A 24,745-nucleotide genomic window follows, 5' to 3' on the forward strand; every position below is an offset into this window, starting at 1 on the left:
AAAATGAACAACCCTCTTAAATATATTCGTATAGTTGATACAAAAGAGGCAAATTTAGAAAATGATATAAAATCACTATCAAATGATTTTAATACAAAATTAATATTGGGTTTTATTTCTCCCCATATTAATTTTGAGAATGTATCAAAAAAAATAAAATCGGCCTTTTCAAATGATGTAAAAATAGTATTAAGTTCAACCGCAGGTGAATTATGTACTTTTAATTTAGAACAAAAAAAAGATAATTTGTATAAAGATGCAAGTGGCGTGTGGGATAATATTGTATTACAAGCTTTTAGTGATGAAATAATAGACCAAGTTGAAATCTTAACTATTCCACTGCACAGTGAAAATATAACAACTCAAACAATCTCACATAATCAAAGAATAGAAAAAATAAAAGATGAGATAGATAAACAAAAAATTCCATTTAAAATAAACCATGAAAATTGTTATGCACTTACTTTTGTGGATGGTTTATCAAATAGTGAAAGTTTTTTAACAGAAGCTATTTATGCAAGTGGGAAATTACCTTGTTTGATTATTGGTGGAAGTGCTGGAGGGAAGTTCGATTTTAAAGAGACATTTATATTTAATAATGAACAAACTTTAAGACATAACGCAATAATTATTCTTACAAAATTAAAATCAAATATCAAATATGGAGTATTCAAATCTCAAAGTTGTGAAAAAACAAACTTGAGTTTTTTAGTTGCTCAATCAAATATGTTAAATAGAAGTGTTCAAAGTATATTAAATTCAAAGGGAAATAGAATTGTAAATTTTGTAGATGCCTTATGTTTTCACTTAAATTGTTCTTTGGAAAATTTAAAAACTGTATTAGCTGATTATACTTTTGCCATTGAAGTTGATGGAGAACTTTATATTAGGTCTGTTTCAAATCTTGATATTGAAAATAAACAAATTTCATTTTTTTGTGATATTTCCTTTGGAGATTTATTATATTTAGTAAAAAATAAAGAGTTTGTTTCCCAAACTAATATTGATTTTGCTAACTTTTCAGCAAGAAAAAAAACAAAACCAATTGGTGGAATATTAAATGATTGTATCTTACGAAGATTATTAAATACAGCAAACCTAAACTCTTTAAAAACTTTTAATGATATTCCCCTTGCTGGTTTTTCCACATTTGGAGAACTTTTAGGATTAAATATCAACCAAACTTTAACAGCACTATTTTTTTATGAAGTTGAGAATAAAAATGATTTTTATGATGAATATGTGGATAATTTTGTTCATAAATATGCAAAATTCAGTGGATATTTTATCCAAAGAGAAATTCATAAATATCAACTAATAGCAAAAGTAAGAATGGCTGTAATAAATAGTTTAAAAGAGGCTTTTCCACTGATTAAAGATATGGTTGAAATTTTAAATTATGTGTATGAAGATACAACTCAAACTAATAAATTAATTATACAAATGACAAAAAAATTTGAAAGTTTCTCAACAGATATTTTAAGTAATGTGCAAACAAATTCAATACTTGTAGGAAATATGGATAATTTAACAAAAAATGCAAGGGATACAAAACAAGTATTATCTTCAATATCAAGTATTGCAATTCAAACAAATCTCTTAGCCCTAAATGCTGCAATTGAAGCCTCAAGAGCAGGGGAGTTTGGAAATGGGTTTAAAGTTGTTGCTGATGAGGTGAAAAAATTAGCATCAAAAACACAAGTTAGTTTAAGTGATAGTAATCATTCAGTTGATGTAACAATAAAAAGTGTAGCTTCTATTTCAGAAGATATTAAAAATGCGAGTAAAAAATTATCAAATGTATCTTTAGATATGGAATTAATAAATGAAACTATAGGAAAAATACATGATAACTCAAATCATAGTAATGGTTTTATAGGAAATAAAAAAACAAGTTTTGAGAATCTAATTTCTAGTATGAATGTAATTGAAAAAATACAACAACAGTTAGAAATTCTAGAAAGTAATTTTTAAAATGGAAAATATAGCTTTAGAATTAAAAAATATAGATTATTCTTATGGGGAAAAAAGAGTTTTAAATAATATCTCTTTTTGCATAAAAGAGGGAACTTTTTCTGTTTTATTAGGACTTAATGGTGCTGGTAAATCTACTATTTTTTCTTTAATTACAAGATTGCAAAGTCTTACAAGTGGAGAAATATCTATAAATAACTACTCAATCAAAGAGTATTCAAATGCTTTAAAAGATTTAGGAATTGTTTTTCAAGAACCAACTTTAGATTTGGATTTAACAGTTAAACAAAATCTTTATTATTATGGAGCTTTAAAAGGTTTAAATTTTAAAGAAACTATTAAATCAATAGAAGATGAAATAAAAAAATTAGAATTAGAAAATATTTTAGATACACAAGTTCGAAAACTAAATGGAGGACATAGAAGAAGAGTTGAGATTTTAAGAGCTTTGATTAATAAACCAAAATTACTTTTGTTAGACGAACCAACAGTTGGACTTGATTTAAAAAGTAGATTTGATATTTTAAATTATGTAAAAGATTTGGTACATACAAAAAATATTTCTGTTTTATGGATAACTCATCTTTTTGATGAGGTTGAGCAAAATGACAATGTTACGGTTATTAAAGCAGGGCAAATTGTTGAATCAGGAATTGTAAAAGATATTGTAGAAAAATATAAACAAGAAAATTTGGTTGATACATTTAACCATCTAGTTAGGTAATAAAATGAAAAAATATATATATTGTATGAAAGGAATAGTTTATAAAGAACTAATCCGATTTTTAAAACAAAAAAGTAGATTTTTTTCTGCACTTGTGCGACCACTCTTATGGTTGTTTATTTTTTCAGTTGGGTTTAAATCAGCTTTAGGTTTAGCAATAATTCCACCTTATGAGACATATATTACTTATGAAACATATATTGTTCCAGGACTTGTGGGAATGGTTTTACTTTTTAATGGAATGCAAAGCTCACTAACTATGATATTTGACCGTGAAATGGGAAGTATGAAAATACTTTTAACTTCATATATAAATAGAAATTATCTTCTATTTTGTAAAATGTTTGCAACGGCCATAGTATCAACTTTACAAGCTCTTACTTTTTTAATAATTGCAAAAATTTATGGAGTTGAACTTTCAATTAGTGGAATACTTTTAACAATACCAATTATTATGATTTCATCAATAATTTTAAATGCTTTTGCACTTTTTATATCATCTGTTATTAAACAGTTGGAAAATTTTGCAACTGTTATGAATTTTGTGATTTTTCCTATGTTTTTTTTAAGTTCAGCTCTTTATCCCTTATGGAAAATAAAAGATTCATCAATTTTGATTTTTAATATTTCATCTTTTAATCCATTTACACATATTGTAGAATCAATTCGTTTCTGTCTTTATGGTAAATTTGACTTAGAATTGTTTTTTATTTTAGGATTTTTATTCGTTATCAGCCTAATAATGGCCTTTGTAGGTTTTAAATCTAAGAAAATAAGTCATAGCTAAACTTAGGCTATATTTGTTATGTATACTTTCGATAAGACAAATTTTTAGTTTGTTAGGACAAAAATTAAGGAGAAAAAATGATTAAAAAAAAGCTACTAACTAGTGCCGCGGCCGTTACACTTTGTGCATTAATTAGCGCTTCTGCGAATAGTAACACAACTAAAGTTACAGAACCATCATACAATCCAGTTACATATAATGAGATTTTAAATGATGAAAAAACAACAAATGATGTTTTGACTTATGGTATGGGACAAAGAGGACAAAGATTTTCACCTTTAGAACAAATCAATAAAAAAACTATTAAAGATTTAGTTCCTGTATGGAATTTCTCTTTTGGTGGTGAAAAGCAAAGAGGGCAAGAGTCTCAACCGATTATTAAAGATGGTGTTATGTATGTAACTGCATCTTACTCAAGAGTTTTTGCTATTGATATAGCAACGGGTGAAGAGTTATGGCAATATGATGCAAAGTTACCTGATGCGATTTTACCATGTTGTGATGTTATAAATAGAGGTGTTGCAATTTATGATAATCTAGTAATTTTTGGAACACTTGATGCTAAATTAGTGGCACTTGATAGAAAAACTGGGAATGTAGTTTGGAAACAAAAAATTGCAGATTATAAAGATGGTTATTCAATAACTGCTGCTCCACTTATTGTAAAAGATAAAATTATTACAGGTGTTGCTGGTGGTGAGTTTGGAATTGTTGGAAAAGTAGAAGCTAGAGATCCTAAAACTGGTGAAGTAGTTTGGACAAGACCAACTGTTGAAGGACATATGGGTTACCTAAATGGTAAAGAAAATGGAATTACTGGTGGTGAAGCTGGTAAAACATGGCCTGGAGATTTATGGAAAAATGGTGGAGCTGCAACATGGCTTGGTGGAACATATGATCCTGAAACAAATTTAATTTTTATGGGTACTGGAAATCCTGCTCCTTGGAATTCACATTTAAGACCAGGAGATAATTTATACTCTTCTTCAAGATTAGCGTTAAATCCAGATACTGGAGAAATAGTTTGGCATTTTCAATCTACTCCACATGATGGTTGGGATTTTGATGGTGTAAATGAATTAATTTCATTTGATTATAAAGATAAAGATGGGAAAACTGTAAAAGCAGCAGCTACTGCTGATAGAAATGGATTCTTCTATGTCCTAAATAGAGAAAATGGTAAATTCATTACTGCCAATCCATTTGTTTCTAATATTACATGGGCAAAAGGTATTGATAAAAATGGTAGACCTCTTTATATAGATGAAGCAAGACCTGGAAACCCAGGAGAAGAAAGTAAAGGAACATCAGTATTTGCAGTACCTGCCTTCTTGGGTGCTAAAAACTGGATGCCAATGGCATATTCTCAAAAAACAAAAAATTTCTATGTTCCATCTAATGAGTGGGGAATGGATATTTGGAATCAACCTATTTCTTATAAAAAAGGTGCAGCATATTTAGGTGCAGGATTCACTATTAAACCAGTTTTTGAAGACCATATTGGTTCTTTAAAAGCAATTGAGCCATTAACTGGAAAAGTAAAATGGGAATATAAAAATCCTGCACCATTATGGGGTGGAGTTTTAACAACAGCTGGTGGCATTGTAATGACAGGAACTCCTGAAGGAAAATTATTAGCATTTGATGATGAAACAGGTGAAATTTTATATAAATTCCAACTTGGATCAGGAATTGTTGGTTCTCCTGTTACTTGGGAACAAGATGGTGAACAATATATTGCAATCGTTTCAGGTTGGGGTGGAGCGGTTCCTTTATGGGGTGGTGAAGTTGCAAAACAGATTAAAAACATCAACCAAGGTGGAACGGTTCATGTATTTAAATTACACAAAACTAAAAAATAAATCTTAAGAAAGGAGGAAACTATTATGAAATGGGAAACACCGATGTTCGTTGATAACAGATTTGGTTTTGAAGTGACAATGTATATTTGTCATGAATAATAGATAAAACCGTTTGATTAGTAAAAATTTAGTTTGGCAAGAAAGAGTTTCCTCTTTCTTGCTTTTTTGATAATTGAGTTTATAAAAAATAGATTCACTTATCAAAAAATATGAGGGAAAAATATGAGAATAGAAATATTAGGTTCAAGTGCAGGGGGTGGACTTCCTCAGTTTAATTGCAATTGCCATAACTGTAAAGGTTATAGAGAGGGAAAAAGTACAATTAAAAGAAGAACACAAAGCTCAATAACTATTAGTGAAGATGGACAAAATTGGGTTTTATTTAATACTTCACCTGATATTTTAGAACAAATACATAATTCGCCATTTTTACATCCTAAAGAAAGAAGAGAAACAAAAATAAAAGCGATAGTTTTTATTGATGCTCAAATTGACCATACCACAGGACTTTTGATGTTAAGAGAAGGTTGTCCTCATCCTGTTTATTGCACAAAAGAGGTTCAAGAAGAACTTAATACTTCTTTCCCTTTATTTAAAATGTTAGAACATTGGGATGGTGGTGGAACTATTTATAATGAAATAATTTTAAATAAACCTTTTGAAATTCCTGTTATGCCAAACCATGAATTTTATGCAATGCCTTTGATTTCAAACGCACCTCCATATTCAAAATATAGAGATAAACCAAGAGATGGAGATAATATCGGAGTTATTGTAGTAAATAAAGAAACAGGAAAAAGACTTTTTTATCTTCCAGGACTTGGAGTATTACAAAAACATATTATTGAAGAGATGGCAAAAGCTGATGTTTTATTAGTTGATGGGACATTATGGAGCAATGATGAGATGATAAAAAATGGTTTTTCAACAAAACTTGGAACTGATATGGGACATTTACCTTTAAGTGATAAAGGTGGCTTAATTGAGCTTTTAGACAAGTTAGTACATCCACGAAAAATATTAATACATATAAATAATACAAATCCTATCTTAGATGAATCAAGTCCTGAATATAAAGAACTTATATCTCACGGTATTGAAATATCTTATGATGGTATGTGTATAGAAATCTAAAAAATCAATCTAAATTAAAAGGAGAAAAGATGCAAGAGGCTTATAGTAAAGAAGAGTTTGAATCAAAACTAAGAGATATGGGAAGAATGTATCATATTCATCACCCTTTTCATATAAGAATGTACGAAGGTACTTGTACAAAAGAAGAGATTCAAGGTTGGGTTGCAAATAGATTTTATTATCAATGTATGATTCCAATTAAAGATGCAGCTATTATGTCAAATTGTCCCAGTTTAGTTGATAGAAGAAAATGGATTGATAGAATCACAGACCATGATAGTGTTGGTGGTGGAATCGAAGCTTGGTTGGAATTAGGCGAAGCTGTTGGATTAAATAAAGAGGATTTAGTTTCCCATAAATTTTTATTACCATCTGTAAAATTTGCTGTTGATGCTTATGTAAATTTTGCAAGACAAAGACCTTGGAAAGAAGCTGCAATGTCATCTTTAACAGAGATGTTTGCACCTCAAATCCATCAACAAAGACTTAGCACTTGGCCTGATAATTACCCTTGGATTGAACAAAAAGGTTTAAGATATTTCCAAAAAAGATTAAGTGAAGCAAGAAGAGATGTGCAACATGGTTTAGCTATTACTCTTGAAGAGTTTAATACAAGAGAATTACAAGAAAAAGCTTTCTCGATTTTACAGTTTAAATTAGATATTTTATGGACAATTTGCGATGCTTTATATTTAGCCTATGAGTTAAAAAGACCACCATATTTTAATTGCGAGAAATAAAATGGAAAATAAAAAAATAAAACTAAATCCAAATTTCCAGTTTCAATGGGAAGAAAAACAAAACTGTTATGTATTACTTTATCCAGAAGGTATGGTTCAATTAAACCAAAGTGCGGGAGAAATTTTAAATCTTTGTGACGGTGAAAAAGATGTTGAAGAGATAAATAAACTTTTATGTAAAAAATTTGAAATGCAAGATTTAACAGCTGATATAAATGCTTTTTTAGAAGAAGCACAAAATAGAAATTGGATACATTATGAATAATGAAATAAAACCACCGTTATGGATTCTTTTAGAATTAACACACAAATGCCCTTTGGAGTGTGCATATTGTTATAACCAACTTGATTTTGCAAATACAAAAGATGTTATGAGCAAAGAAGATTGGTTTAGAGTGATGGAGCAAGCACGAGATATGGGAGCTGTTCAATTAGGAATTAGTGGAGGAGAACCTTTATTAAACAAAGATGTAGTTGAAATTGTAAGAAAAGCAAATGATTTAAAATTTTATACAAATCTTATAACTTCAGGAGTTGGTGCTCCAAAAGGTGTTGTTGCAAAACTAAAAGAGGCTGGTCTTAAAACAGTGCAATTAGGTATTCAATCACATGATAAAAACACTATGACTTTGATTACAAATAATAAAAGTGCCTATGATGAAAAAATTGCCTTTGCAAAAGAGATAAAAGAAGCAGGACTTCAATTAATCGTAAATACTTGTATAACTAGACAAAATATCCATCAAGTTGGAGAAATTATCGAGTTTGCTGAAAGTTTAGGGGCAAATTATTTAGAGATTGCAAATATCCAGTATTATGGTTGGGCACTAAAAAATGTAAATGCCTTACTTCCATCACAAGAGCAAATCACAAAAGCTAGAGAAGTTACAAAATATTACAGAGAACAAAGAAAAGATATGAAAGTATTTTTTGTAGTTCCTGATTATTTTGCAACAAGACCAAAAGCCTGTATGAATGGATGGGGAACAACATTTTTAACTATAAACCCTGATGGTGTAGCACTTCCTTGTAATACTGCAAATACTCTACCACTTACATTTCCAAATGTAAAAGAGTTTTCAATAAAAGAAATATGGAATGAATCAAAAGCATTTAATTATTTCAGAGGTGATTCCTGGATGCAAGAACCGTGTAGAACTTGTGATGAAAAAGAGAAAGATTTTGGAGGATGCCGATGCCAAGCATTTGCCCTAACAGGCGATATGAATGCAACTGATCCTGTGTGTATAAAATCACCAAATCATGGTGTAATAAATAAAAAAATAGAAGATAGCATGATTTTTTCAGAAGATAAAATTATTCATAGAAATAGATTAAACTCTTTAACTTTTATGTAAAAGTTAAAGAGTTTGACTCTAAACTAAAAGTCTTTTTTCTTCTTTCCTATCTTTTATATCAGTAATATCTTGAGTAATTTCCATTACTCCTTTATAGGTTTTATTTTCATCCCTAATTGCAAAAAATCTAATATGTATTAATTTATCCTTGAAATTTATCCAAAATTCAGCACTATCTTTTTTCCCATTTTTAAAAGATTCTAATATTTGTAAAACTTGATCAACACTTTTTGGAGGATGACAAAATTTTACTTCTCTTCCAATTATTCCAGGACTTCTTGGAAAAATTCTTTCATCCCCATTATTATAAAAAACAACTCTATCATTTTCATCTACATAAGTTATATCAAGAGGTAAATGTTTGAATATTAGATTTACTTGATTTGGTGTTAAAAAATCTTCATCGTAAGAAATAGCATCTATTTCAATTTCAAGTTTTTTAGTTTTTGCGAGATTTTTTAAATTCTTATCTTCAATATCAATCATAAAACCAATTTCTTTATCTCCTATACTTATTTCCTGCCATTCTGTATTATTTAAAGAATTAATGGCATTTGGAAACAAGGTAGTTTCTTCAAGTAAAATCATATGATTCATATTATTAATTAAATCTTCAATCATAAAGGTTATATCGGAAAACTTATTTTCTTCGATTTTTCTTTTTATTTGTTTTAATTCATCTCTTATTTGATCATGAAAAGTCCACATGTACTGAGTGGTTGTTTCCCAACCATATCTTTCAATATATGGGAAAAGTTGATTTTCTTTTCTTGTATAATGTTTATCAACTTCATTTAAATGATTGAAAATATTATAAAATGTTTCAAAATCATTTTCAATATTAATATATTTAATCTGATTTAATAGCCCTTTTATTAATATATTTTCATTTAAATAAATTTCTATAGGATGATTTTTATCAAGATTTTTCATTAGTTTTATCCTTAACTAATTTTCATTTTTTCTTCTTTAGTACTATTTATTAAAGAGCCTAATCTTTTTCTTTTCTGATTTTTCCATCTATTTCCTAATTCTTGCATCTCTTCCTCATAAATAGCAAGATTTGTATTAATATCCTTTTTTAATGAATCAATTACTTTTCTGTAAAATTTAACTATATCTTGTATTAAATCAACGGGTTTTTCTCTACCAGATATTTTAAAAACTTCTGTATTTATTTTCATAAAATAAGGTAATTGTCTCAGCATTAAGTTAGCATCATGTTTTAATTTTGCTTTTTTATTTTCTTTACCATCACTTTTTAAATCCCAAGCAGCTTGACAAACTCTATAGCATTCTTTACTTCCTCTGTTTGCGCTTGCTTTTTCATTTTTTGCTTCTTCTTGTTCACTTACTTCTCTATAGCTTAAATAAGAGCTCATAATACAATTTCCTGGACAGAGCTTTCCTGTTTGTGTTGTTTCATAAAAAAATGTTTCAAGTCCAATATTTGAGACTTTTTTTACTTCTTTAAAATCATTATCATCCCATCTATAAGGAAGAACAATTAAATCACTACCTAATTCTTCATAAAATTTTACATCCATTGCGTTTGAAATTCCACTACCAACACTTACATGAATTTTACTATCAGGAAAATTACTTTTTAAATATTTCAAAACTCCAATATCAGAAGCAATATATCCATGTGCTCCCATATGATGGTAAGTACTTATTTTCTTCAAGTAAGCTTTCATTTCTAAAGGTGATGGAAAAGTGTTTATAACAATTCTAACTTCAGCATTATTTTTATTTGCATAATCAATCATAAGCTGAATGTCTTTATCAGAAGCTTCTGAATCATTTGTTCTTCTGCTCCATCCTGTTGGACCAACATAAATTGCATCAGCTCCTGCATCTATCGCTGCATAAGCCATATCTAAATTACCAGCTGGTGCTAAGATTTCCATAATTTTCTCCTTTTTTATAATATGTATGTTAAATATTTATTATATTTTAAAGTATTTCCATAAATTAAATTAAAATATGCCTTTTGTATTTTCTTTGTGATTTTTCCTGTTTGTGAATTATTTATAACTCTATTGTCAATTTCATAAAAAGGTGTAATCTCAGCAGCTGTTCCTGTAGAAAAAGCTTCGTCACAAATGTATACTTCATCTCTTGTAATATTTCTTCTTCGAACTTTAATACCCATATTTTTAGCTAATTTTATAACTGTATCTTGTGTAATTGATTCTAGTGAATTATCATTTGGTGGAGTAATTAAAGTTTTATTTCTTACCATAAAAAAACATTCTCCACTAGCTTCTGCAATAAATCCATTGTCATCTAATAATAAAGCTACATCATATCCACAATCTAAAGCTTCTTTTTTTGACATTTGAGAGTTTAAATAATTTGATACAGCTTTTGCTTTTGACATGGTTGAATTAATAGAATTTCTTCTAAAAGATGATATTTTTGCTTTTATACCAGTTTTTAATCCATCTTTATCGATAAGACTACTCCATTCCCAAGCGATAATAGAAAATCTTACTTTGCATTCACTTGGTAATATTCCTAAATTTCCATCTGCATAATAAATAATAGGTCTTATATAAATATTATTTTTAAATTCATTTTTTTTAATAAGAGTTACAATTGCATCTTTAATTTCCTTATATGAATAAGGACTATCAATCATTACTATTTTTGCAGAATCTAATAATCTTTTTATATGTTTTTTAAGCCTAAATATTGCTAAACCATTTTTTGTTTTATATGCTCTGATACCTTCAAAAACACCATTTCCATAATGTAATGTATGAGTTGTTATATGAATATTTGCATCTTCCCATTTTAAAAGTTTGCCATCCATCCATATATATTTAGCAGTTTGCATGATTTTTGCCAATAAAATTAATAGAATTATTTCTATTTCTATAAATTAATCCATCATTTGATGTTTCTAGTGCTCTATTTATAGTGTCTGTTATTATATTATGATGTTGTGATTTTTCACATACAGGATCAGTTGCATTCATATCATTTGTTAGTGCAAAGGCTTGGCATCTGCATCCTCCAAAATCTTTTTCTTTTTCATTACAAGTTCTACAAGGCTCGCTCATCCAAGAATCACCTCTGAAATAATTAAAAGAATTTGATCTATTCCAAATCTCTTCTAAAGAATAATCTTTTACATTTGGAAATTTAAGAGGAAGAGTATTTGCCATATTACATGGAAGAGCATCTCCTTCTGGGTTTATAGTTAAAAAAGTAGTTCCCCAACCATTCATACAAGCTTTTGGTCTTACTTCATAATAATCTGGTACAACAAAATATACTTTCATTTTATTGTTTTTATTTTCTCTGTAAGTGTGGGTTATTTTTCTTGCTTTTTCAATTTGTTCTTTTGAGGGTAATAATTTATCTATATTTTCTAATGCCCAACCATAATATTGAACATTTGCTAATTCTAAATAATTTGCCCCTACATCATTTGCATATTCAATTATTTTATCAACATGGTCAATATTTAGCTTATGAATGGTTGAGTTAATAATTAGTTGAATACCTTCTTTTTTAACTTCTTTTATAAAATTTTGTTTTTGCTCGTAGGCTGTTTTATTATTAGTAAGTAATGTAATTATATCTTTATCATGAGATTGAATACCAATTTGAACTGTTTTTAAACCAGCTTCTTTTAATTTTTGAACAATTCCAATAGGAGCACTTACTCCTGATGTGATTAAATTTGTATAAAATCCTAAATCATTGGCTTTTTTAACCAATTCAGGTAAATCCTTATTTAATAAAGGTTCTCCACCTGAAAAACCAATCTGAACAGCTCCCATTTCTCTTGCTTGTTCCATTACTCTAAACCAATCTTCTTTTTGCATTTTGTCATCAATCTTTGCAAAATCAAGTTGATTGTAACAATAAGGACATTCTAAAGGACATTTATGAGTTAATTCTAACAATATCCATAATGGTGGTTTGGTTTTAATTTCATTCATAGCTTTTTTACACCTTCCATATTTCGATAAGATTTGGCTTTATTCATTAAAACGGCTACTCTTTTTTGTTTTTGTTTATTCCATTCATATCTTAAGTCTTCTAATTCTTTTGTATAAGAACTTAAATCTTTTATAATTCCATTTTCAATTTGTGTAATTACTTTTTTATAAAACTTAATAACTTTACAAATAGTTTCAATAGGTCTTTCTCTTCCTGAGATTTTAAAAACTTTTACTCCGCAGTTTATAAAATCAACTAATTGTTCTTGAATTAAATTTGTATCTTGTTTTAAAATCGATTTAGATTCTTTTGCATTATCGTTTATTTCCCAAGGTACTTGACAAATTCTATAACACTCTTTACTCCCTCTATTTGCACTTCCATATTCATTTGTTTTTTCTTCTTCTTTAAACCAATCTCTATACTGAAAAAATGAACTCATAATGCAATTTCCTGGGCAAATTTTGCCTGTTTTAATTGTATTATATAAAAAAGCTTCAAGTGTGATATTTGAGATTTCTTTTATTTTCTCAAATTCATCAGTGTTCCATCTAAAAGGTAAAACAATTACATCAGCACCCATTTCTTCAAAAAATTTTACATCTAAAGCATTAGATACTCCTGCTCCAATACTTACATGAATTTGTGTATTTGGAAATTTATCTCTTAAAAGTTTTACAATACCTACATCTGTTACTATAAAACCAGATGCACCCATATTATGAAATTTTGTAACTTTTTTTATAAAAAGAGCCATTTCAAAAGGAGTAGGATAGGTATTAACTACAATTTTTATTTTTTTATTGAATTTATTTGCATATTCAATCATTTGTTCTATTTCATCATCGTTTACTTCTGATTCCATAGGTCTTCTACTCCAACCTTTAGGACCGGCATATACAGCATCTGCTCCAGCATCAATTGCAGCTATTGCCATTTCTAAACTTCCTGCTGGAGCTAGAATTTCAGTCATTACTATCTCTTTTATAATAATCTTGACCTGTTAATCCAAAATAATATCCATTGCATAAACCTTCATGAGCTAAAGCAGATAAAATTTCAATTTTATCTGTGTAATAAATATCCTCTTTATTTATAGCCTTTTGAATAATCTCTTTATAAATAGCACCTGTTGTTTCTATAAACTCACTACTTTCTCCATGACTTTGAATAAGAAAATTCTTGACACCTTTTTCTAATAAATCTACAATATGCTCAGCCATACATAAATCTTTACCACTAATCGTCATTCTTCCTGTATCTTTCATCGACCATTCACCTTGTTGCCTAGTTAACCAATGGTCTTTACTACATGCAAAACCACAATTACTTTCATCATTACCATTTTGCTCCATAATAAAACAAGTTTCTGATGCAACAAGTGGAATTTTTCCATGAACAACAAAAGTAGTTTCAATTGGAGTTTCATCTTTTATGAAGATTGATTCTTCAATACTTAACTCAGGACTTGGTTGTACTCTTGAAACACCATATTTTTGAAGTACTTTTATTGTCTCTATTGTATAGATATTTCCAAATACACCAAAATGAATAGGAATAGTATTGTTTAAATCTCTTAATAAAAGAAGAACTCCTAGATTATGTACTTCAAAAGCATCAACTTTTAGTTCAATAGCTCTTTTAATAAGCTCTTTCATCCAATCCATATCTTTATTTTCAGGTACTGCATAAAGCCTTAGATAACATTTTTTATTTAATTGTTTTAAATAACTAATAGTTTTTTCTAAATCTTCACTATTAGAACAAAAATTATTTGGATATAAAGGACATGAAACATCACCCAAATATAAGGCATCATAGGAAGAAATATCTGTTCTTATTAATTGCTCATAATTGCTAATTGTTGTTGATAGTTCGATCATTTTAAACTCCAATAATAAATTTATCAAACTTTACTGAAATTTTATAGCGTAAATATAGCTATATTTGAGCTATAAAAATCTAGTAAAATTCTAAAATATGATTAGAAAAGAGGATAGATTATGAATAATGGTTATTCTAAAAAAGAGTTTGAAATGAAATTGCGAGAGATGGAATATATGTATCACCTTTATCATCCTTTTCAACAAAAAATGAATAGTGGAAATTTTACAAAACGCCAAATGCAAGGTTGGGTTGCAAATAGATTTTATTATCAATATACGATACCTACAAAAGATTTAGCAATAATATCTAATAATCCTCCCATAGAACATAGAAGATTATGGATTCAAAGAGTAAAGACTCATATTAAACCAAATGGTGCATTAGATGCGTGGCTTGATTTAGGCGTTGCAGTAGGACTTAGTAAAGATGATTTATTATCTTTTAAATATGTTCTTCCAGGAGTAAAATTTGCAATTGATGCTTATTTAAATTATACAAAAAGATCAGGATGGGAAGAATCAGTAGCTTCTTCTCTTAGTGAAATGTTTGCTATTAAACTTCATAAGTTAAGATTAGATACTTGGCCATTATTATATCCATGGATAGATGAAAATGCTTTGCTTTATTTTAAAAAAAGATTAAATGATACACCAAAAGACAATATCCATGCTTTAGATATTGTATTAAATCATTTTAATACTTATGAATTACAGAAAGAAGTATTCAAAATCTTAAAATTTAAATTAGATGTTTTATGGACAATGCTAGATTATATGTATTTAGCATATGAGTTAAATAAAGAGCCTTATTTTAACATTAAAAACTCAAATACTAAATATCTTATAGAATAAAATAGAATTATTTTCTAGTGGTATATTCTAAAATTTTTACTATTTGAGAAGTATTTGTTGCCCATGCTAAAGATGCTGCATCTACTTCTTTTAGTGGGTGAATTAATTCTTCAGAATGAAGAGTAATATATGGCTTGTTTAGTGCTGTGCAAATTCCTGCATCGAATGCTACATTCCATTGTTTATATTTTTCTCCAAATCTAATAATTACTATATCTGCTTTTTGAATTAGAGTTTTTGTTCTTAGTACATTAATTTTAGCACTTTTATGGTCTTTCCAAAATGCTTTATTCTCTTCTCCTAAAATATTTCCAGCATTATCAGAAGCTTCATGATCATTTATTGCAGATAAAAAAGTAATTGGTAACATTAGCTCATTACATCCATTAATTATTTCATCTCTCCATTCAGAGTGAATTTCTCCCGAAAGATATATTGTGTAATTCATATTAGTCCTTTTAAAAATATTTATTGTAAAGATTGTTTGTATAAAATCTATTCAGGTCTTTCTATCATATATCCGCTTCCTCTAATATTTTTTATAAAATCCTCTTTTAATACAGTTTTTACTCTATTAACTTCAGCTCTAATAGTTGCATTATCAATATAATCATCATTCCAAACATACTCTCTAAACATATCATATTGCACAACTAAACTTCTATTTAGAGCTAAAAGTTCTATTATTTGAAGTTGTCTTTTTGGCAAAATATGAGGTTCATTATTAAATAATAGAGTCATATTTTCAGAATCGAAACTATAATGTTTTGATAATCTTTTATGCCTTTGAGGAACTATTCTTGTTTTTAAAATTTTATTAATTCTTAAAGTTAATTCTTTTAAATGAAATGGCTTTTTCAAATAATCAAAACAACCTAAATCAAAAGCCCTTGAAATATCTTCAATATCAATAAGTGCTGAAATATAAATAGTTGGAATCATTCTTTTTTGTTCATGCATTTTTTCTAAAATAGTAAAACCATCAATATCTGGAAGATTTATATCTAAAATCAATAAATCAAATTTTTCTTTTTCTAAAATATCCAACGATTCACTACCTGTTTTTACACTTTTTATTGCATGTCCTGTTGAAATGATATATTCTGTTATCATTTCATTTAGCATAACATCGTCTTCTACTAATAATATTTTCATAATATTTCCTTAAATGTATATGTGAATGAAGCCCAATTTTTACCTGATTCTAGTTTTATTCCAACATTTTCTTCGCTACAAATTCTTTTTACTAAATTTAGTCCAAGACCAAAGCCATCTTTTGAAACTTCTTCTCTATAATATTCTTCAAATATTTTTTGAGGATCTAGAATTTGAGCAGATTTACTTTCTACAATAAAATCACAATTGTTATTTAGTAATTCTAATTTTATATTTATAATTTCATTTGGAAGAGTATATTTTATTGCATTTGTTAAATTATTATCTATAATTCTTTGAAGTTTTGTTTCATTGAAATTTAATATAATTTTATGTTTAGAGCTTTTAAATTTAAATTCAGATTTTACTTTTAGTGCAGAAGATGAAAAAAAATCTATTCTAGCTCTTATAAAATCAACTAAATCTATTTTATGTGATGCTTGGTTTACTTGATCTTTTTTTACTAAATAACTCAAATCATCATAAATACTAAAAATATTTTTCATAGCAACTTCAATATTAGATAGATATTTATTTTTCCCAAATTCCATTTCAAACATTTCAATATTTCCCATAATTACAGATAAGGGAGTATTTGTTTCATGAACAGCATGTTTTAAAAACTGTTTTTGAGAAGTTATTAAATTTTGAGCATAAATATTACCTTCTTCAAGCTCTTTGGATTGAATATTATAATCAGTAGAGGATTGTTGTATTAAGTGTGTTAATGCTTGTAAACTTTTTGCATGATCACTTAATTTTGTATTTTCATTTTCATGTATTGCGTCAGGTTGTGTAGTTGTTTGTTCTTGTTCACTTAAGGCTAATATAGTTAGTGTTTGATTTAAAAGTTCATTTTTCCCTTTATTATGATAAAACTCCCCATAGGTAAAAAAACCAGCAGTTGACGCAATTTTTGAAAAAGGTTTTATTTCTATATTTATTAAATCAGGCATATATCTTCGTCTTGCCATACATGCATATATAAAAAAAGTTTCTGTATCTTTTATATAACCTTTTGTAAATAAGGACTTCAAAGGATTATTCATAATTAATTCAACATTTCCAAATCCTAGTTTTACAATATCTCCTTTGTGAAGATTTCCTGCAAAACTTAAACTTCCATCTTCATGTTTTGCAATAACTGCTCTTGCAATTGGAATTTTATTTTTTTGTACAATTAATGGAAATTCAATTCCGGTTGCAGGAAGTGAACTAGCTACATAAGTACCTAAGTATTTTTCGTAAAAATCTAAAGGAGTAAGTCCTGAAATTTTATAAACTCTATTTCCCTCAACCTCTTCAATTTCATGCTCAATTCCAATAGGTGACCAATTAAAATTATAGGCATTAGTAACTTTTAAAGATGTTGAGTTCAAAGAAACTCCAACTGCTCCTTGTGTTAATATTTTATTTTGACAAGAAATAAATGTTTGCATAAAATCAGCATTATCACCGGCCATTCCACCACATACAATTATTTTATCATTGATTGAGCTAATTCCATTTAAAAATTCTTCACCATTTGTTTTTTCTCCATCTGTAAATGTAATTAATAGTTTGGTTTCTTCACTACAAAGTGCTGAGGCTAATTTTACACCATTTGAAAAAGAGTCAATTTCATCTACTGAAACGATTTTTAATGTGGTTTTTTCAAATATAGAAATTGCAACCACTGTATTTAATGTAGTAATTTGCGAATCATTTATTTCCCCATCTGTCGATGAACCTATACAAATAGCTTGTGGTAACTCTTTTGCGATTACATTTAAGATATATTCTAAAATATCTTTTTTTTCTCCACAAAATATTTGGATTAATAAATTTTTCTCATTCTTAAAAATAGAGAAATCTATTATTCTTTCGATTGGTTTTTGATTTAGTGTGTAATTAAATGTTTTCATAGAAAAAGTCTAGCAGATATTTTTAAAAATACAAAGAAAAAAAACTCTTAAAAAGCACGAAAATAAAGTGATTTGTAACAAATCTAATCACTGCTATACTCATGCTATACTATAGCTTTATTCACGCTATACTTCTCGTGTAGAATTTCATTAAGCGAAAAGATAAGTTAATAAAATTAACGACTTTTTCCAAAAAAAAATAAATAAAAAGGGTATAAAATGATCTATAGTAAACCAACATATAAAGCACAATATGAAAACTTCATTGGTGGAGAATGGCTAGCTCCAATTAGTGGTGAGTATTTTGACAATATTTCTCCAGTTGATGGTGAAGTTTTAACAAGAATTCCAAGATCAAATGAAAAAGATTGTGAAGCTGCTATTTTAGCTGCTGATAAAGCATTTCAATCATTCAAACATACATCAGTTGTTGAAAGAAGTACTTTATTAAATAAAATTGCAGATGCAATTGAATCAAATTTAGTAAATATTGCAATTGCAGAAACTTTAGATAATGGAAAAGCAGTTAGAGAAACACTAGCTGCTGATGTTCCATTAGTTGTGGATCATTTTAGATATTTTGCATCAGTTATAAGAGCAGAATCTGGAACAGTTTCTGATATAGATGAAAATACAATTTCACAAGAAATTCATGAGCCATTTGGTGTTGTTGCTCAAATCATTCCTTGGAATTTTCCATTATTAATGGCTGCTTGGAAATTAGCACCTGCATTAGCTGCTGGAAATTGTGTTGTAATGAAACCAGCAAGTGCTACTCCTATGTCAATTTTAATTCTAATGGAAACAATTCAATCAGTATTACCAAAGGGTGTTATTAACATCATTAATGGTGCAGGTGGAAAAATTGGTAAATATTTATCAACACATGAATTAGTAAAAAAAGTAGGATTCACAGGTGAAACTACAACTGGCCAATTAATTATGCAATATGCAACTGAAAATATTATTCCTTCAACTTTAGAACTTGGTGGAAAATCACCAAATATTTTCTTAGAATCAATCATGGACGCGGATGATGAATTCTTTGATAAAGCAATTGAAGGTTTAGTTTTATTTGCATTTAATTCAGGAGAAGTTTGTACTTGTCCGTCAAGAGCATTAATTCAAGAGTCAATTTATGAGCCATTTATGGCAAGAGTACTTGAAAGAGTAAAAGCTATTAAATTAGGAAATCCTTTAGATACAGATTGTATGATGGGTGCTCAATGTTCTTTAAATCAAAAAGAAAAAATTACTGAATATATCAAAATTGGTAAAGAAGAGGGTGCTGAATTATTAATCGGTGGTGATGTTTACGAATCAGAAACTAATCCAAATGGTTTTTATATTCAACCAACTTTATTTAAAGGTCACAACAAAATGAGAATTTTCCAAGAAGAAATTTTTGGTCCAGTTCTAGCAGTTACAACTTTTAAAGATGAAGAAGAAGCATTAGCAATTGCAAATGATACTATTTATGGTTTAGGTTCAGGTGTTTGGTCAAGAGATGCTCACCAATTACATAAATTCTCAAGAGGAATTGAAGCTGGTAGAGTTTGGGTAAATTGTTATCATATCTATCCATCACATGCATCATTCGGTGGATACAAAAAATCAGGTATCGGAAGAGAAACTCATATGATGATGTTAAACTCTTACAGACATACAAAAAATATTTTAACTTCTTACAATAAAAATAAATTAGGATTCTTTTAGGATTTAATTCTAGAAGAAAATCGCAAAAACCCATAGAAAGTTCTCCTCTATGGGTTTTTTTCGTTGTGTAAAGGATATAAAATGTCAACACAAAGAGTAGATGTAACACCTGCCGCTGCAGAAGTTATAGAAAAATTAAAAGAGTTACATGGTGAATTAGTATTTAACCAAAGTGGTGGTTGCTGTGATGGAACTGCTCCTATGTGTTATGAAAAAGGTGATTTTTATGTTCCTAGTCGAAATGTAAAAATGGGTGAAATTTGTGGTTGTGAGTTTTTTATAGATAAAGACCAATTTGAATATTTTAAACACTCTTTTATTACTATAGATGTTCGAGAAGAAAAAGCTGCTTTTGGGAATTCATTTTCTCTAGAAATAGACTTGGGTTATCAGTTTATTACAAAATCAAGAATCTTTACTGATGAAGAATATGCTTCTTTAGAAAAAATAGATTAAAAAAAAGGGAAAGAGTAAAACTCTTTCCCTTTTTAAACAGTAAAGCTAAAATTATAAAGCTGTAACGTTTTCTGCTTGTAAACCTTTTTCACCTTGACCAACTTCAAAAGTTACTTTTTGACCGTCATTTAATGAAACTCTTCCATAACCAGAATTGTTGATGTTTCTGTAATGTACGAATACATCTTTACCACCATTTTCTTGCTCGATAAAACCATAACCTTTTTCGCTATTAAACCATTTTACTGTTCCGTTTACTAATGTTGCCATTGTAACTCCTTTTCTTTTTTGTTAAAATATACTTCATTTCTAAAGTGTTGAAGATATAAAATTGAGAATTCTTTAGATTGAGTGTACTTAAAACTAGCGTTACAAGAAAAACATAAACTATAGATGAACCCTAAACCATCATTCAATACAGAAATTATAGCACAAAAATTAAAAAAAAAACTTTTTTCATAAATTTTTTTTCTTTTTTATAAAAATATCTATTTTTTTGCCTCTTCATTTGTCACTAAAGCTAGGTTTTTCAGATCATACTTTTGTAATAAATCTAATATTTTTACTACTCTTTCATACTCTACTTTTTTATCAATCCTTACAATTACGGCTTTTTCTTTGTTTTTTATAGCTTTTAGATTATCTTCTAAAGATGCAAAAGATACTTCGATACCTTTAATAGCTAATTTATTTTTACTAAGTTCAATAAAAATTTGTTCATCATCAATTTTCATTTCTTTTGCATTTGATGTTGGTAAATCTAAGATAAGTGCTAGTTCTTCTTTCTTAAAAACAGAAGTTACTATGAAAAATATTAAAAGAATAAAAACAACATCAATAACAGGTGTTAAATCTAAACCTAATGATTCTCTTCTTTTCATTTTAGTTATTTCCAACTAGCTCTTTTTTTGCTTTTAGTTCTATATTATCAATCATTACAATAAAGTGATTGTAAGCAATTTGATGAGGAATTGCTACAATAATTCCAGCAATTGTAGTGATTAAGGCTATTCCTATTCCACTTGAAAAAATAGTTGGATCACCTAATCCTTTTACTGTAATTTCTTCAAAAGATATATAAACTCCAATAACTGTTCCTAAAAGACCTAATAAAGGAGAGATAATTGCAATATTTTTTATAACAGTAAGTCCGCTTTCTAGTTTTTTTACTTCATATTCAATTTGAGCAGGAACAGATGTTTCTTGAGTTATTTTTCTTTTTATATCAGAAAGTATTTTATTTTTTCTAGGAAGTGTGAAGGCTTTCCATAAGATTATAGTAAATCCAATTATATTTAATATAATTAAAATATAAACAATAATTCCACCCTTATCTATATAACTCATTAAATTCATATTAACCCCAATCATTTTTTTGTATTGTACAAAATTTTTATTAATAGATGGTACAATTTAGCCATGAACTACACAAATTCACAAATTCACGAAGTAACTTTTAACAAACAAAAATATTTTATAAAAAGAGATGATTTATTAAATCCTGATTTCTCTGGAAATAAAGCTAGAAAATTTTATTATTACTTAATAAATGATTTTCCTAATATAAAAAAAGTAGTATCGCATGGCTCAAGCCAATCAAATGCGATGTATTCTTTATCTGTTTTATGTAAATTAAAAAATTGGCAATTTGATTATTATGTTGACCATACAGCATCATTTTTAAAAGAAAATCCAAGTGGAAATTATAAATATGCAATAAAAAATTCAATGAATATAATAGAAAGTAAACTACCAGATTTTTTTGATAAAGAAACTTTATTTATAAATGAAGGTGGAGCATTAGCGCAAGCAGCTTACGGTATAGAAATTTTAGCCAATGAGATAAAACTTTGGATAAATCAAAATAATATAAAAAATATAAAAATTTTTCTTCCAAGTGGTACTGGAACTACAGCTCTTTTTTTACAAAAATTTCTTCCTTTTGAAGTATTAACTTGTGCTTGTGTTGGAAATGAAGAATATTTGATAAAACAGTTTGAATCTCTTGAAAAGAATTATCATCCAACAATTATAAAAACAGATAAAAAATACTATTTTGGTAAGCTTTATAAAGAGTTTTATGAAATACATAATGAACTTTTAAATCAAACAAAAATAGAGTTTGATTTTCTTTATGATAGTTTAGGTTGGATTTGTTTTGAAAATTATGTGAAACAATTAAAAGAAGAAAATACAACTTTTTTATATATTCATCAAGGTGGAATTATTGGAAATGAATCAATGTATGATAGATATAAACACAAATATTCTTTAATATAAAAAAAGATAGTATTCCATTATGTTATCAAAAAAAGAAATCAAACTTATTAAATTTATTAAATATACGCCTATTTTTATAGTAGGAATTATTTGTCTTATTATTACTACTCTTTTATCTATTGAAAAGAATATCTCTTTAAAACAAGATTTAGAAAATTTACAAAAAGATTATTTAGAGAAAAATAGAGAAATTATAAAAAATGAAGTACAAAAAGTTTTTGATTATATTGAACATAAAAAACTAAATAGTGAAGAAGATTTAAGAAAAAACCTAAAAGCAAGAGTTGAAGAAGCTTCTTCTTTGGCCAATTATATTTATGAAAAATATAAAGATAAAGAGAGTAAAGAACAAATTATTAATAGAATAAAAGATTCTTTAAGAGCTATTAGATTTAATGATAATCGTGGATATTTTTATATAAATAGTATGGAAGGAATTAATATTCTTCATCCTATTAACCCAGAATTTGAAAATAAATCGGCTATTAATTATAAAGATAGTTTTGGAAATTTTGTTTTACAAGATGTAATAAAAAATTTAAAAAATAAAAAAGAGTCTTTTACAACAATCTATTGGCAGAAACCAGAAAATCCAAATCGTCAATATAAAAAAATCACTTTTAATAAAATTTTTGAACCATATAATTTTATTATAGGAACAGGTGAGTATTTAAATGATTTTGAAAATATAACAAAAGAAGAAGTTTTATCTTATGTTTCAACTATTAAATATGATAAGAATGGTTATGTTTTTGTTGTTGATAAAGATGGATTATATTTAAGTCATCTTGATAAATCTTATAATGGATTAAATAGAATAGAATTAAAAGATAAAAATGGATTTATGATTACAAAAGAGATTGTAGAACTTGCAAAAAATGGTAATAGTGGATATTTGAAATATATTGCAACAGTAAAACCAGAAACAAAACTTTCATCTGAGAAAATAACCTATGTAAAAGGTTTTAAAGATTGGGATTGGGCAATTGCGACAGGTTTTTATACAGATGAATTAGAAAAGCAAATTATTGAAAAACAAATACAAATAAAAGATAGATATACAAAAAATTTGATAAATTTATTTTTGATAAGCCTTTTTTTAACAGCTATTTTTCTTGTCATTTCTTTTTATATTTCAAAAAAGTTTGAAAAAAGATTTTATAAATATAAAGACCAAGTTTTTAGTTATATTAAAAAAAGCAGAGAAAAAGATACTATTCTTGCCCAACAATCAAAAATGGCAGCAATGGGAGAAATGCTTGAAAATATTGCCCATCAATGGAGACAACCATTAAGTACAATTTCTACAATTTCTACTGGAATTAAAATTCAATATGAATATTCAGAGATAAAAAAAGAAGAAGTTATAAAATCAATGAATACAATAGCCACAACTACAAAATATTTATCACAAACTATTGATGATTTTAGGGATTATTTTAATCCTAAAAAAGAAGCTAGAGATTTTAATCTTAGAAATGTTTTTGAAAAAGTTTCAGATTTATTGGAACCTCAATTGCATTTAAAAGATATTCAAGTAATAAAAGATATTGATGATGTTACTATTTTTGGAATGGAAAATGAGTTTTTACAAGTAATAATAAATATTTTAAATAATTCAAAAGATGAATTTGAAAGAAAAGAGTTTGAGAAAAAATATATATTTATTGATACAAAAATTACACGAGATGAAATAATAATTAGTATAAAAGATAATGCAGGTGGAATTGAAAAAGATATTATAAATAGAGTGTTTGAACCATATTTTACAACTAAATTTAAATCAAAAGGCACAGGAATTGGTCTTTATATGTCAAAAGAAATTATAGAAAAACATATGAAAGGGAATCTTAGTGTTAAAAATGAAAATTATCTTTATAAAGAAAATAATTACGCTGGAGCTAATTTTTCAATAATATTTCCTAATAAACAAAAAATATTTAAATAAGTTTAGATATAA

26 protein-coding genes are annotated in these 24,745 nt (G+C 27.4%); 14 read left to right on the forward strand and 12 right to left on the reverse strand.

Features of this window, described 5'->3' with window-relative positions; translation table 11 throughout:
- Window positions 1-3 precede the first annotated feature (3 nt).
- The 9 genes from B0174_RS01825 (at window position 4) to pqqE (B0174_RS01865) (ending at window position 8,579) form a co-directional block, all read left to right on the forward strand.
- Window positions 4-1,974, forward strand: coding sequence for a methyl-accepting chemotaxis protein (locus tag B0174_RS01825; RefSeq protein ID WP_108557939.1), 1,971 nt, complete (start codon window positions 4-6; stop codon window positions 1,972-1,974).
- 1 nt (window position 1,975) lies between these two features.
- Complete coding sequence (locus B0174_RS01830; protein WP_108557940.1) at window positions 1,976-2,698, forward strand: ATP-binding cassette domain-containing protein; 723 nt, start codon at window positions 1,976-1,978, stop codon at window positions 2,696-2,698.
- Window positions 2,699-2,702: 4 nt separating this feature from the next.
- Entirely contained in the window at window positions 2,703-3,485 is a 783-nt protein-coding gene (locus tag B0174_RS01835) for an ABC transporter permease (RefSeq protein WP_108557941.1), read from the forward strand.
- A 77-nt stretch (window positions 3,486-3,562) separates the two neighbouring features.
- Complete coding sequence (locus B0174_RS01840) at window positions 3,563-5,347, forward strand: PQQ-dependent methanol/ethanol family dehydrogenase (RefSeq protein ID WP_108557942.1); 1,785 nt, start codon at window positions 3,563-3,565, stop codon at window positions 5,345-5,347.
- A 24-nt stretch (window positions 5,348-5,371) separates the two neighbouring features.
- Complete coding sequence (pqqA, locus tag B0174_RS01845) at window positions 5,372-5,446, forward strand: pyrroloquinoline quinone precursor peptide PqqA (RefSeq protein WP_083772022.1); 75 nt, start codon at window positions 5,372-5,374, stop codon at window positions 5,444-5,446.
- A gap of 123 nt (window positions 5,447-5,569) precedes the next feature.
- Entirely contained in the window at window positions 5,570-6,481 is a 912-nt protein-coding gene (gene pqqB, locus B0174_RS01850) for a pyrroloquinoline quinone biosynthesis protein PqqB (RefSeq protein WP_108557943.1), read from the forward strand.
- A 29-nt stretch (window positions 6,482-6,510) separates the two neighbouring features.
- Entirely contained in the window at window positions 6,511-7,221 is a 711-nt protein-coding gene (gene pqqC / locus B0174_RS01855; RefSeq protein WP_108557944.1) for a pyrroloquinoline-quinone synthase PqqC, read from the forward strand.
- Window position 7,222: 1 nt separating this feature from the next.
- Window positions 7,223-7,486: a pyrroloquinoline quinone biosynthesis peptide chaperone PqqD gene (gene pqqD / locus B0174_RS01860; RefSeq protein ID WP_108557945.1), complete on the forward strand. Its 264-nt coding sequence runs from the start codon at window positions 7,223-7,225 to the stop codon at window positions 7,484-7,486.
- Window positions 7,479-8,579, forward strand: coding sequence for a pyrroloquinoline quinone biosynthesis protein PqqE (gene pqqE / locus B0174_RS01865; RefSeq protein WP_108557946.1), 1,101 nt, complete (start codon window positions 7,479-7,481; stop codon window positions 8,577-8,579). Before pqqD ends, pqqE (B0174_RS01865) begins: the two co-directional genes overlap by 8 nt.
- A gap of 18 nt (window positions 8,580-8,597) precedes the next feature.
- Here pqqE (B0174_RS01865) and B0174_RS01870 read toward each other — a convergent pair whose 3' ends face one another.
- The 6 genes from B0174_RS01870 to B0174_RS01895 are packed head-to-tail and all read right to left on the reverse strand — an operon-like array spanning window position 8,598 to window position 14,419.
- Entirely contained in the window at window positions 8,598-9,512 is a 915-nt protein-coding gene (locus B0174_RS01870; RefSeq protein WP_108557947.1) for a PAS domain-containing protein, read from the reverse strand.
- Window positions 9,513-9,523: 11 nt separating this feature from the next.
- Window positions 9,524-10,489, reverse strand: a complete 966-nt coding sequence (locus B0174_RS01875; RefSeq protein WP_108557948.1) for a peptidase U32 family protein — start codon at window positions 10,487-10,489, stop codon at window positions 9,524-9,526.
- A 14-nt stretch (window positions 10,490-10,503) separates the two neighbouring features.
- Entirely contained in the window at window positions 10,504-11,421 is a 918-nt protein-coding gene (locus B0174_RS01880; protein WP_108557949.1) for a branched-chain amino acid transaminase, read from the reverse strand.
- Window positions 11,408-12,535: a pyrroloquinoline quinone biosynthesis protein PqqE gene (gene pqqE / locus B0174_RS01885; protein WP_108557950.1), complete on the reverse strand. Its 1,128-nt coding sequence runs from the start codon at window positions 12,533-12,535 to the stop codon at window positions 11,408-11,410. The genes B0174_RS01880 and pqqE (B0174_RS01885) overlap by 14 nt, the downstream gene beginning before the upstream one ends.
- Window positions 12,532-13,509, reverse strand: coding sequence for a peptidase U32 family protein (locus B0174_RS01890; RefSeq protein ID WP_108557951.1), 978 nt, complete (start codon window positions 13,507-13,509; stop codon window positions 12,532-12,534). The genes pqqE (B0174_RS01885) and B0174_RS01890 overlap by 4 nt, the downstream gene beginning before the upstream one ends.
- The gene (locus B0174_RS01895) at window positions 13,502-14,419 is read right to left on the reverse strand and encodes a peptidase U32 family protein (protein WP_108557952.1); all 918 of its coding nucleotides are present in this window, start codon (window positions 14,417-14,419) and stop codon (window positions 13,502-13,504) included. The genes B0174_RS01890 and B0174_RS01895 overlap by 8 nt, the downstream gene beginning before the upstream one ends.
- A gap of 120 nt (window positions 14,420-14,539) precedes the next feature.
- On the opposite strand from B0174_RS01895, the gene pqqC (B0174_RS01900) reads away from it, so the two are divergent.
- Window positions 14,540-15,274 carry a pyrroloquinoline-quinone synthase PqqC gene (pqqC, locus tag B0174_RS01900; RefSeq protein WP_108557953.1) on the forward strand — a complete coding sequence of 245 codons (735 nt, stop codon included), beginning with the start codon at window positions 14,540-14,542 and terminating at the stop codon, window positions 15,272-15,274.
- A 7-nt stretch (window positions 15,275-15,281) separates the two neighbouring features.
- On the opposite strand, the gene B0174_RS01905 is transcribed toward pqqC (B0174_RS01900), so the two are convergent.
- The 3 genes from B0174_RS01905 to B0174_RS01915 are packed head-to-tail and all read right to left on the reverse strand — an operon-like array spanning window position 15,282 to window position 18,333.
- Window positions 15,282-15,722 (reverse strand): YtoQ family protein, encoded by a 441-nt coding sequence (locus tag B0174_RS01905; RefSeq protein ID WP_108557954.1) that lies wholly within the window; start codon window positions 15,720-15,722, stop codon window positions 15,282-15,284.
- 47 nt (window positions 15,723-15,769) lie between these two features.
- Entirely contained in the window at window positions 15,770-16,429 is a 660-nt protein-coding gene (locus B0174_RS01910; protein WP_108557955.1) for a response regulator transcription factor, read from the reverse strand.
- Window positions 16,426-18,333 carry an FIST N-terminal domain-containing protein gene (locus tag B0174_RS01915; protein WP_165790377.1) on the reverse strand — a complete coding sequence of 636 codons (1,908 nt, stop codon included), beginning with the start codon at window positions 18,331-18,333 and terminating at the stop codon, window positions 16,426-16,428. The genes B0174_RS01910 and B0174_RS01915 overlap by 4 nt, the downstream gene beginning before the upstream one ends.
- 219 nt (window positions 18,334-18,552) lie before the next feature.
- Here B0174_RS01915 and B0174_RS01920 point away from each other — a divergent pair, with 219 nt between their 5' ends.
- Window positions 18,553-20,049, forward strand: coding sequence for an aldehyde dehydrogenase family protein (locus B0174_RS01920; RefSeq protein WP_108557956.1), 1,497 nt, complete (start codon window positions 18,553-18,555; stop codon window positions 20,047-20,049).
- Window positions 20,050-20,130: 81 nt separating this feature from the next.
- Window positions 20,131-20,505: a DUF779 domain-containing protein gene (locus tag B0174_RS01925; RefSeq protein WP_108557957.1), complete on the forward strand. Its 375-nt coding sequence runs from the start codon at window positions 20,131-20,133 to the stop codon at window positions 20,503-20,505.
- Between the two features lie 51 nt (window positions 20,506-20,556).
- Here the strand turns inward: B0174_RS01925 and B0174_RS01930 are convergent, their stop codons facing one another.
- The 3 genes from B0174_RS01930 to B0174_RS01940 form a co-directional block, all read right to left on the reverse strand.
- Window positions 20,557-20,775, reverse strand: a complete 219-nt coding sequence (locus B0174_RS01930; protein WP_108557958.1) for a cold-shock protein — start codon at window positions 20,773-20,775, stop codon at window positions 20,557-20,559.
- A 218-nt stretch (window positions 20,776-20,993) separates the two neighbouring features.
- On the reverse strand, window positions 20,994-21,386 hold the full coding sequence (locus B0174_RS01935) for an ExbD/TolR family protein (RefSeq protein ID WP_108558068.1): 393 nt from the start codon (window positions 21,384-21,386) through the stop codon (window positions 20,994-20,996).
- A 1-nt stretch (window position 21,387) separates the two neighbouring features.
- On the reverse strand, window positions 21,388-21,861 hold the full coding sequence (locus B0174_RS01940) for a MotA/TolQ/ExbB proton channel family protein (protein ID WP_108557959.1): 474 nt from the start codon (window positions 21,859-21,861) through the stop codon (window positions 21,388-21,390).
- 63 nt (window positions 21,862-21,924) lie between these two features.
- Here B0174_RS01940 and B0174_RS01945 point away from each other — a divergent pair, with 63 nt between their 5' ends.
- Window positions 21,925-22,785, forward strand: coding sequence for a 1-aminocyclopropane-1-carboxylate deaminase (locus B0174_RS01945; protein ID WP_108557960.1), 861 nt, complete (start codon window positions 21,925-21,927; stop codon window positions 22,783-22,785).
- A gap of 19 nt (window positions 22,786-22,804) precedes the next feature.
- Window positions 22,805-24,733 carry a sensor histidine kinase gene (locus B0174_RS01950; RefSeq protein WP_108557961.1) on the forward strand — a complete coding sequence of 643 codons (1,929 nt, stop codon included), beginning with the start codon at window positions 22,805-22,807 and terminating at the stop codon, window positions 24,731-24,733.
- Window positions 24,734-24,745 lie beyond the last annotated feature (12 nt).

The organism is Arcobacter caeni (assembly GCF_003063245.1).
Taxonomy (GTDB): domain Bacteria; phylum Campylobacterota; class Campylobacteria; order Campylobacterales; family Arcobacteraceae; genus Aliarcobacter; species Aliarcobacter caeni.

Bases quoted from the DNA above. Each gene is read 5' to 3' on its own strand.
- pqqE (WP_108557946.1), top strand. From the start codon at position 7,479: ATGAATAATGAAATAAAACCACCGTTATGGATTCTTTTAGAATTAACA.
- B0174_RS01895 (WP_108557952.1), bottom strand. From the start codon at position 14,419: ATGATCGAACTATCAACAACAATTAGCAATTATGAGCAATTAATAAGA.
- B0174_RS01875 (WP_108557948.1), bottom strand. From the start codon at position 10,489: ATGGAAATCTTAGCACCAGCTGGTAATTTAGATATGGCTTATGCAGCG.
- B0174_RS01870 (WP_108557947.1), bottom strand. From the start codon at position 9,512: ATGAAAAATCTTGATAAAAATCATCCTATAGAAATTTATTTAAATGAA.
- pqqD (WP_108557945.1), top strand. From the start codon at position 7,223: ATGGAAAATAAAAAAATAAAACTAAATCCAAATTTCCAGTTTCAATGG.
- B0174_RS01945 (WP_108557960.1), top strand. From the start codon at position 21,925: ATGAACTACACAAATTCACAAATTCACGAAGTAACTTTTAACAAACAA.
- pqqC (WP_108557944.1), top strand. From the start codon at position 6,511: ATGCAAGAGGCTTATAGTAAAGAAGAGTTTGAATCAAAACTAAGAGAT.
- B0174_RS01835 (WP_108557941.1), top strand. From the start codon at position 2,703: ATGAAAAAATATATATATTGTATGAAAGGAATAGTTTATAAAGAACTA.
- pqqB (WP_108557943.1), top strand. From the start codon at position 5,570: ATGAGAATAGAAATATTAGGTTCAAGTGCAGGGGGTGGACTTCCTCAG.
- B0174_RS01940 (WP_108557959.1), bottom strand. From the start codon at position 21,861: ATGAATTTAATGAGTTATATAGATAAGGGTGGAATTATTGTTTATATT.
- B0174_RS01830 (WP_108557940.1), top strand. From the start codon at position 1,976: ATGGAAAATATAGCTTTAGAATTAAAAAATATAGATTATTCTTATGGG.
- B0174_RS01880 (WP_108557949.1), bottom strand. From the start codon at position 11,421: ATGCAAACTGCTAAATATATATGGATGGATGGCAAACTTTTAAAATGG.
- B0174_RS01910 (WP_108557955.1), bottom strand. From the start codon at position 16,429: ATGAAAATATTATTAGTAGAAGACGATGTTATGCTAAATGAAATGATA.
- pqqC (WP_108557953.1), top strand. From the start codon at position 14,540: ATGAATAATGGTTATTCTAAAAAAGAGTTTGAAATGAAATTGCGAGAG.
- pqqE (WP_108557950.1), bottom strand. From the start codon at position 12,535: ATGAATGAAATTAAAACCAAACCACCATTATGGATATTGTTAGAATTA.
- B0174_RS01950 (WP_108557961.1), top strand. From the start codon at position 22,805: ATGTTATCAAAAAAAGAAATCAAACTTATTAAATTTATTAAATATACG.
- B0174_RS01825 (WP_108557939.1), top strand. From the start codon at position 4: ATGAACAACCCTCTTAAATATATTCGTATAGTTGATACAAAAGAGGCA.
- B0174_RS01905 (WP_108557954.1), bottom strand. From the start codon at position 15,722: ATGAATTACACAATATATCTTTCGGGAGAAATTCACTCTGAATGGAGA.
- B0174_RS01920 (WP_108557956.1), top strand. From the start codon at position 18,553: ATGATCTATAGTAAACCAACATATAAAGCACAATATGAAAACTTCATT.
- B0174_RS01930 (WP_108557958.1), bottom strand. From the start codon at position 20,775: ATGGCAACATTAGTAAACGGAACAGTAAAATGGTTTAATAGCGAAAAA.
- B0174_RS01840 (WP_108557942.1), top strand. From the start codon at position 3,563: ATGATTAAAAAAAAGCTACTAACTAGTGCCGCGGCCGTTACACTTTGT.
- B0174_RS01890 (WP_108557951.1), bottom strand. From the start codon at position 13,509: ATGACTGAAATTCTAGCTCCAGCAGGAAGTTTAGAAATGGCAATAGCT.
- B0174_RS01915 (WP_165790377.1), bottom strand. From the start codon at position 18,333: ATGAAAACATTTAATTACACACTAAATCAAAAACCAATCGAAAGAATA.
- B0174_RS01925 (WP_108557957.1), top strand. From the start codon at position 20,131: ATGTCAACACAAAGAGTAGATGTAACACCTGCCGCTGCAGAAGTTATA.
- B0174_RS01935 (WP_108558068.1), bottom strand. From the start codon at position 21,386: ATGAAAAGAAGAGAATCATTAGGTTTAGATTTAACACCTGTTATTGAT.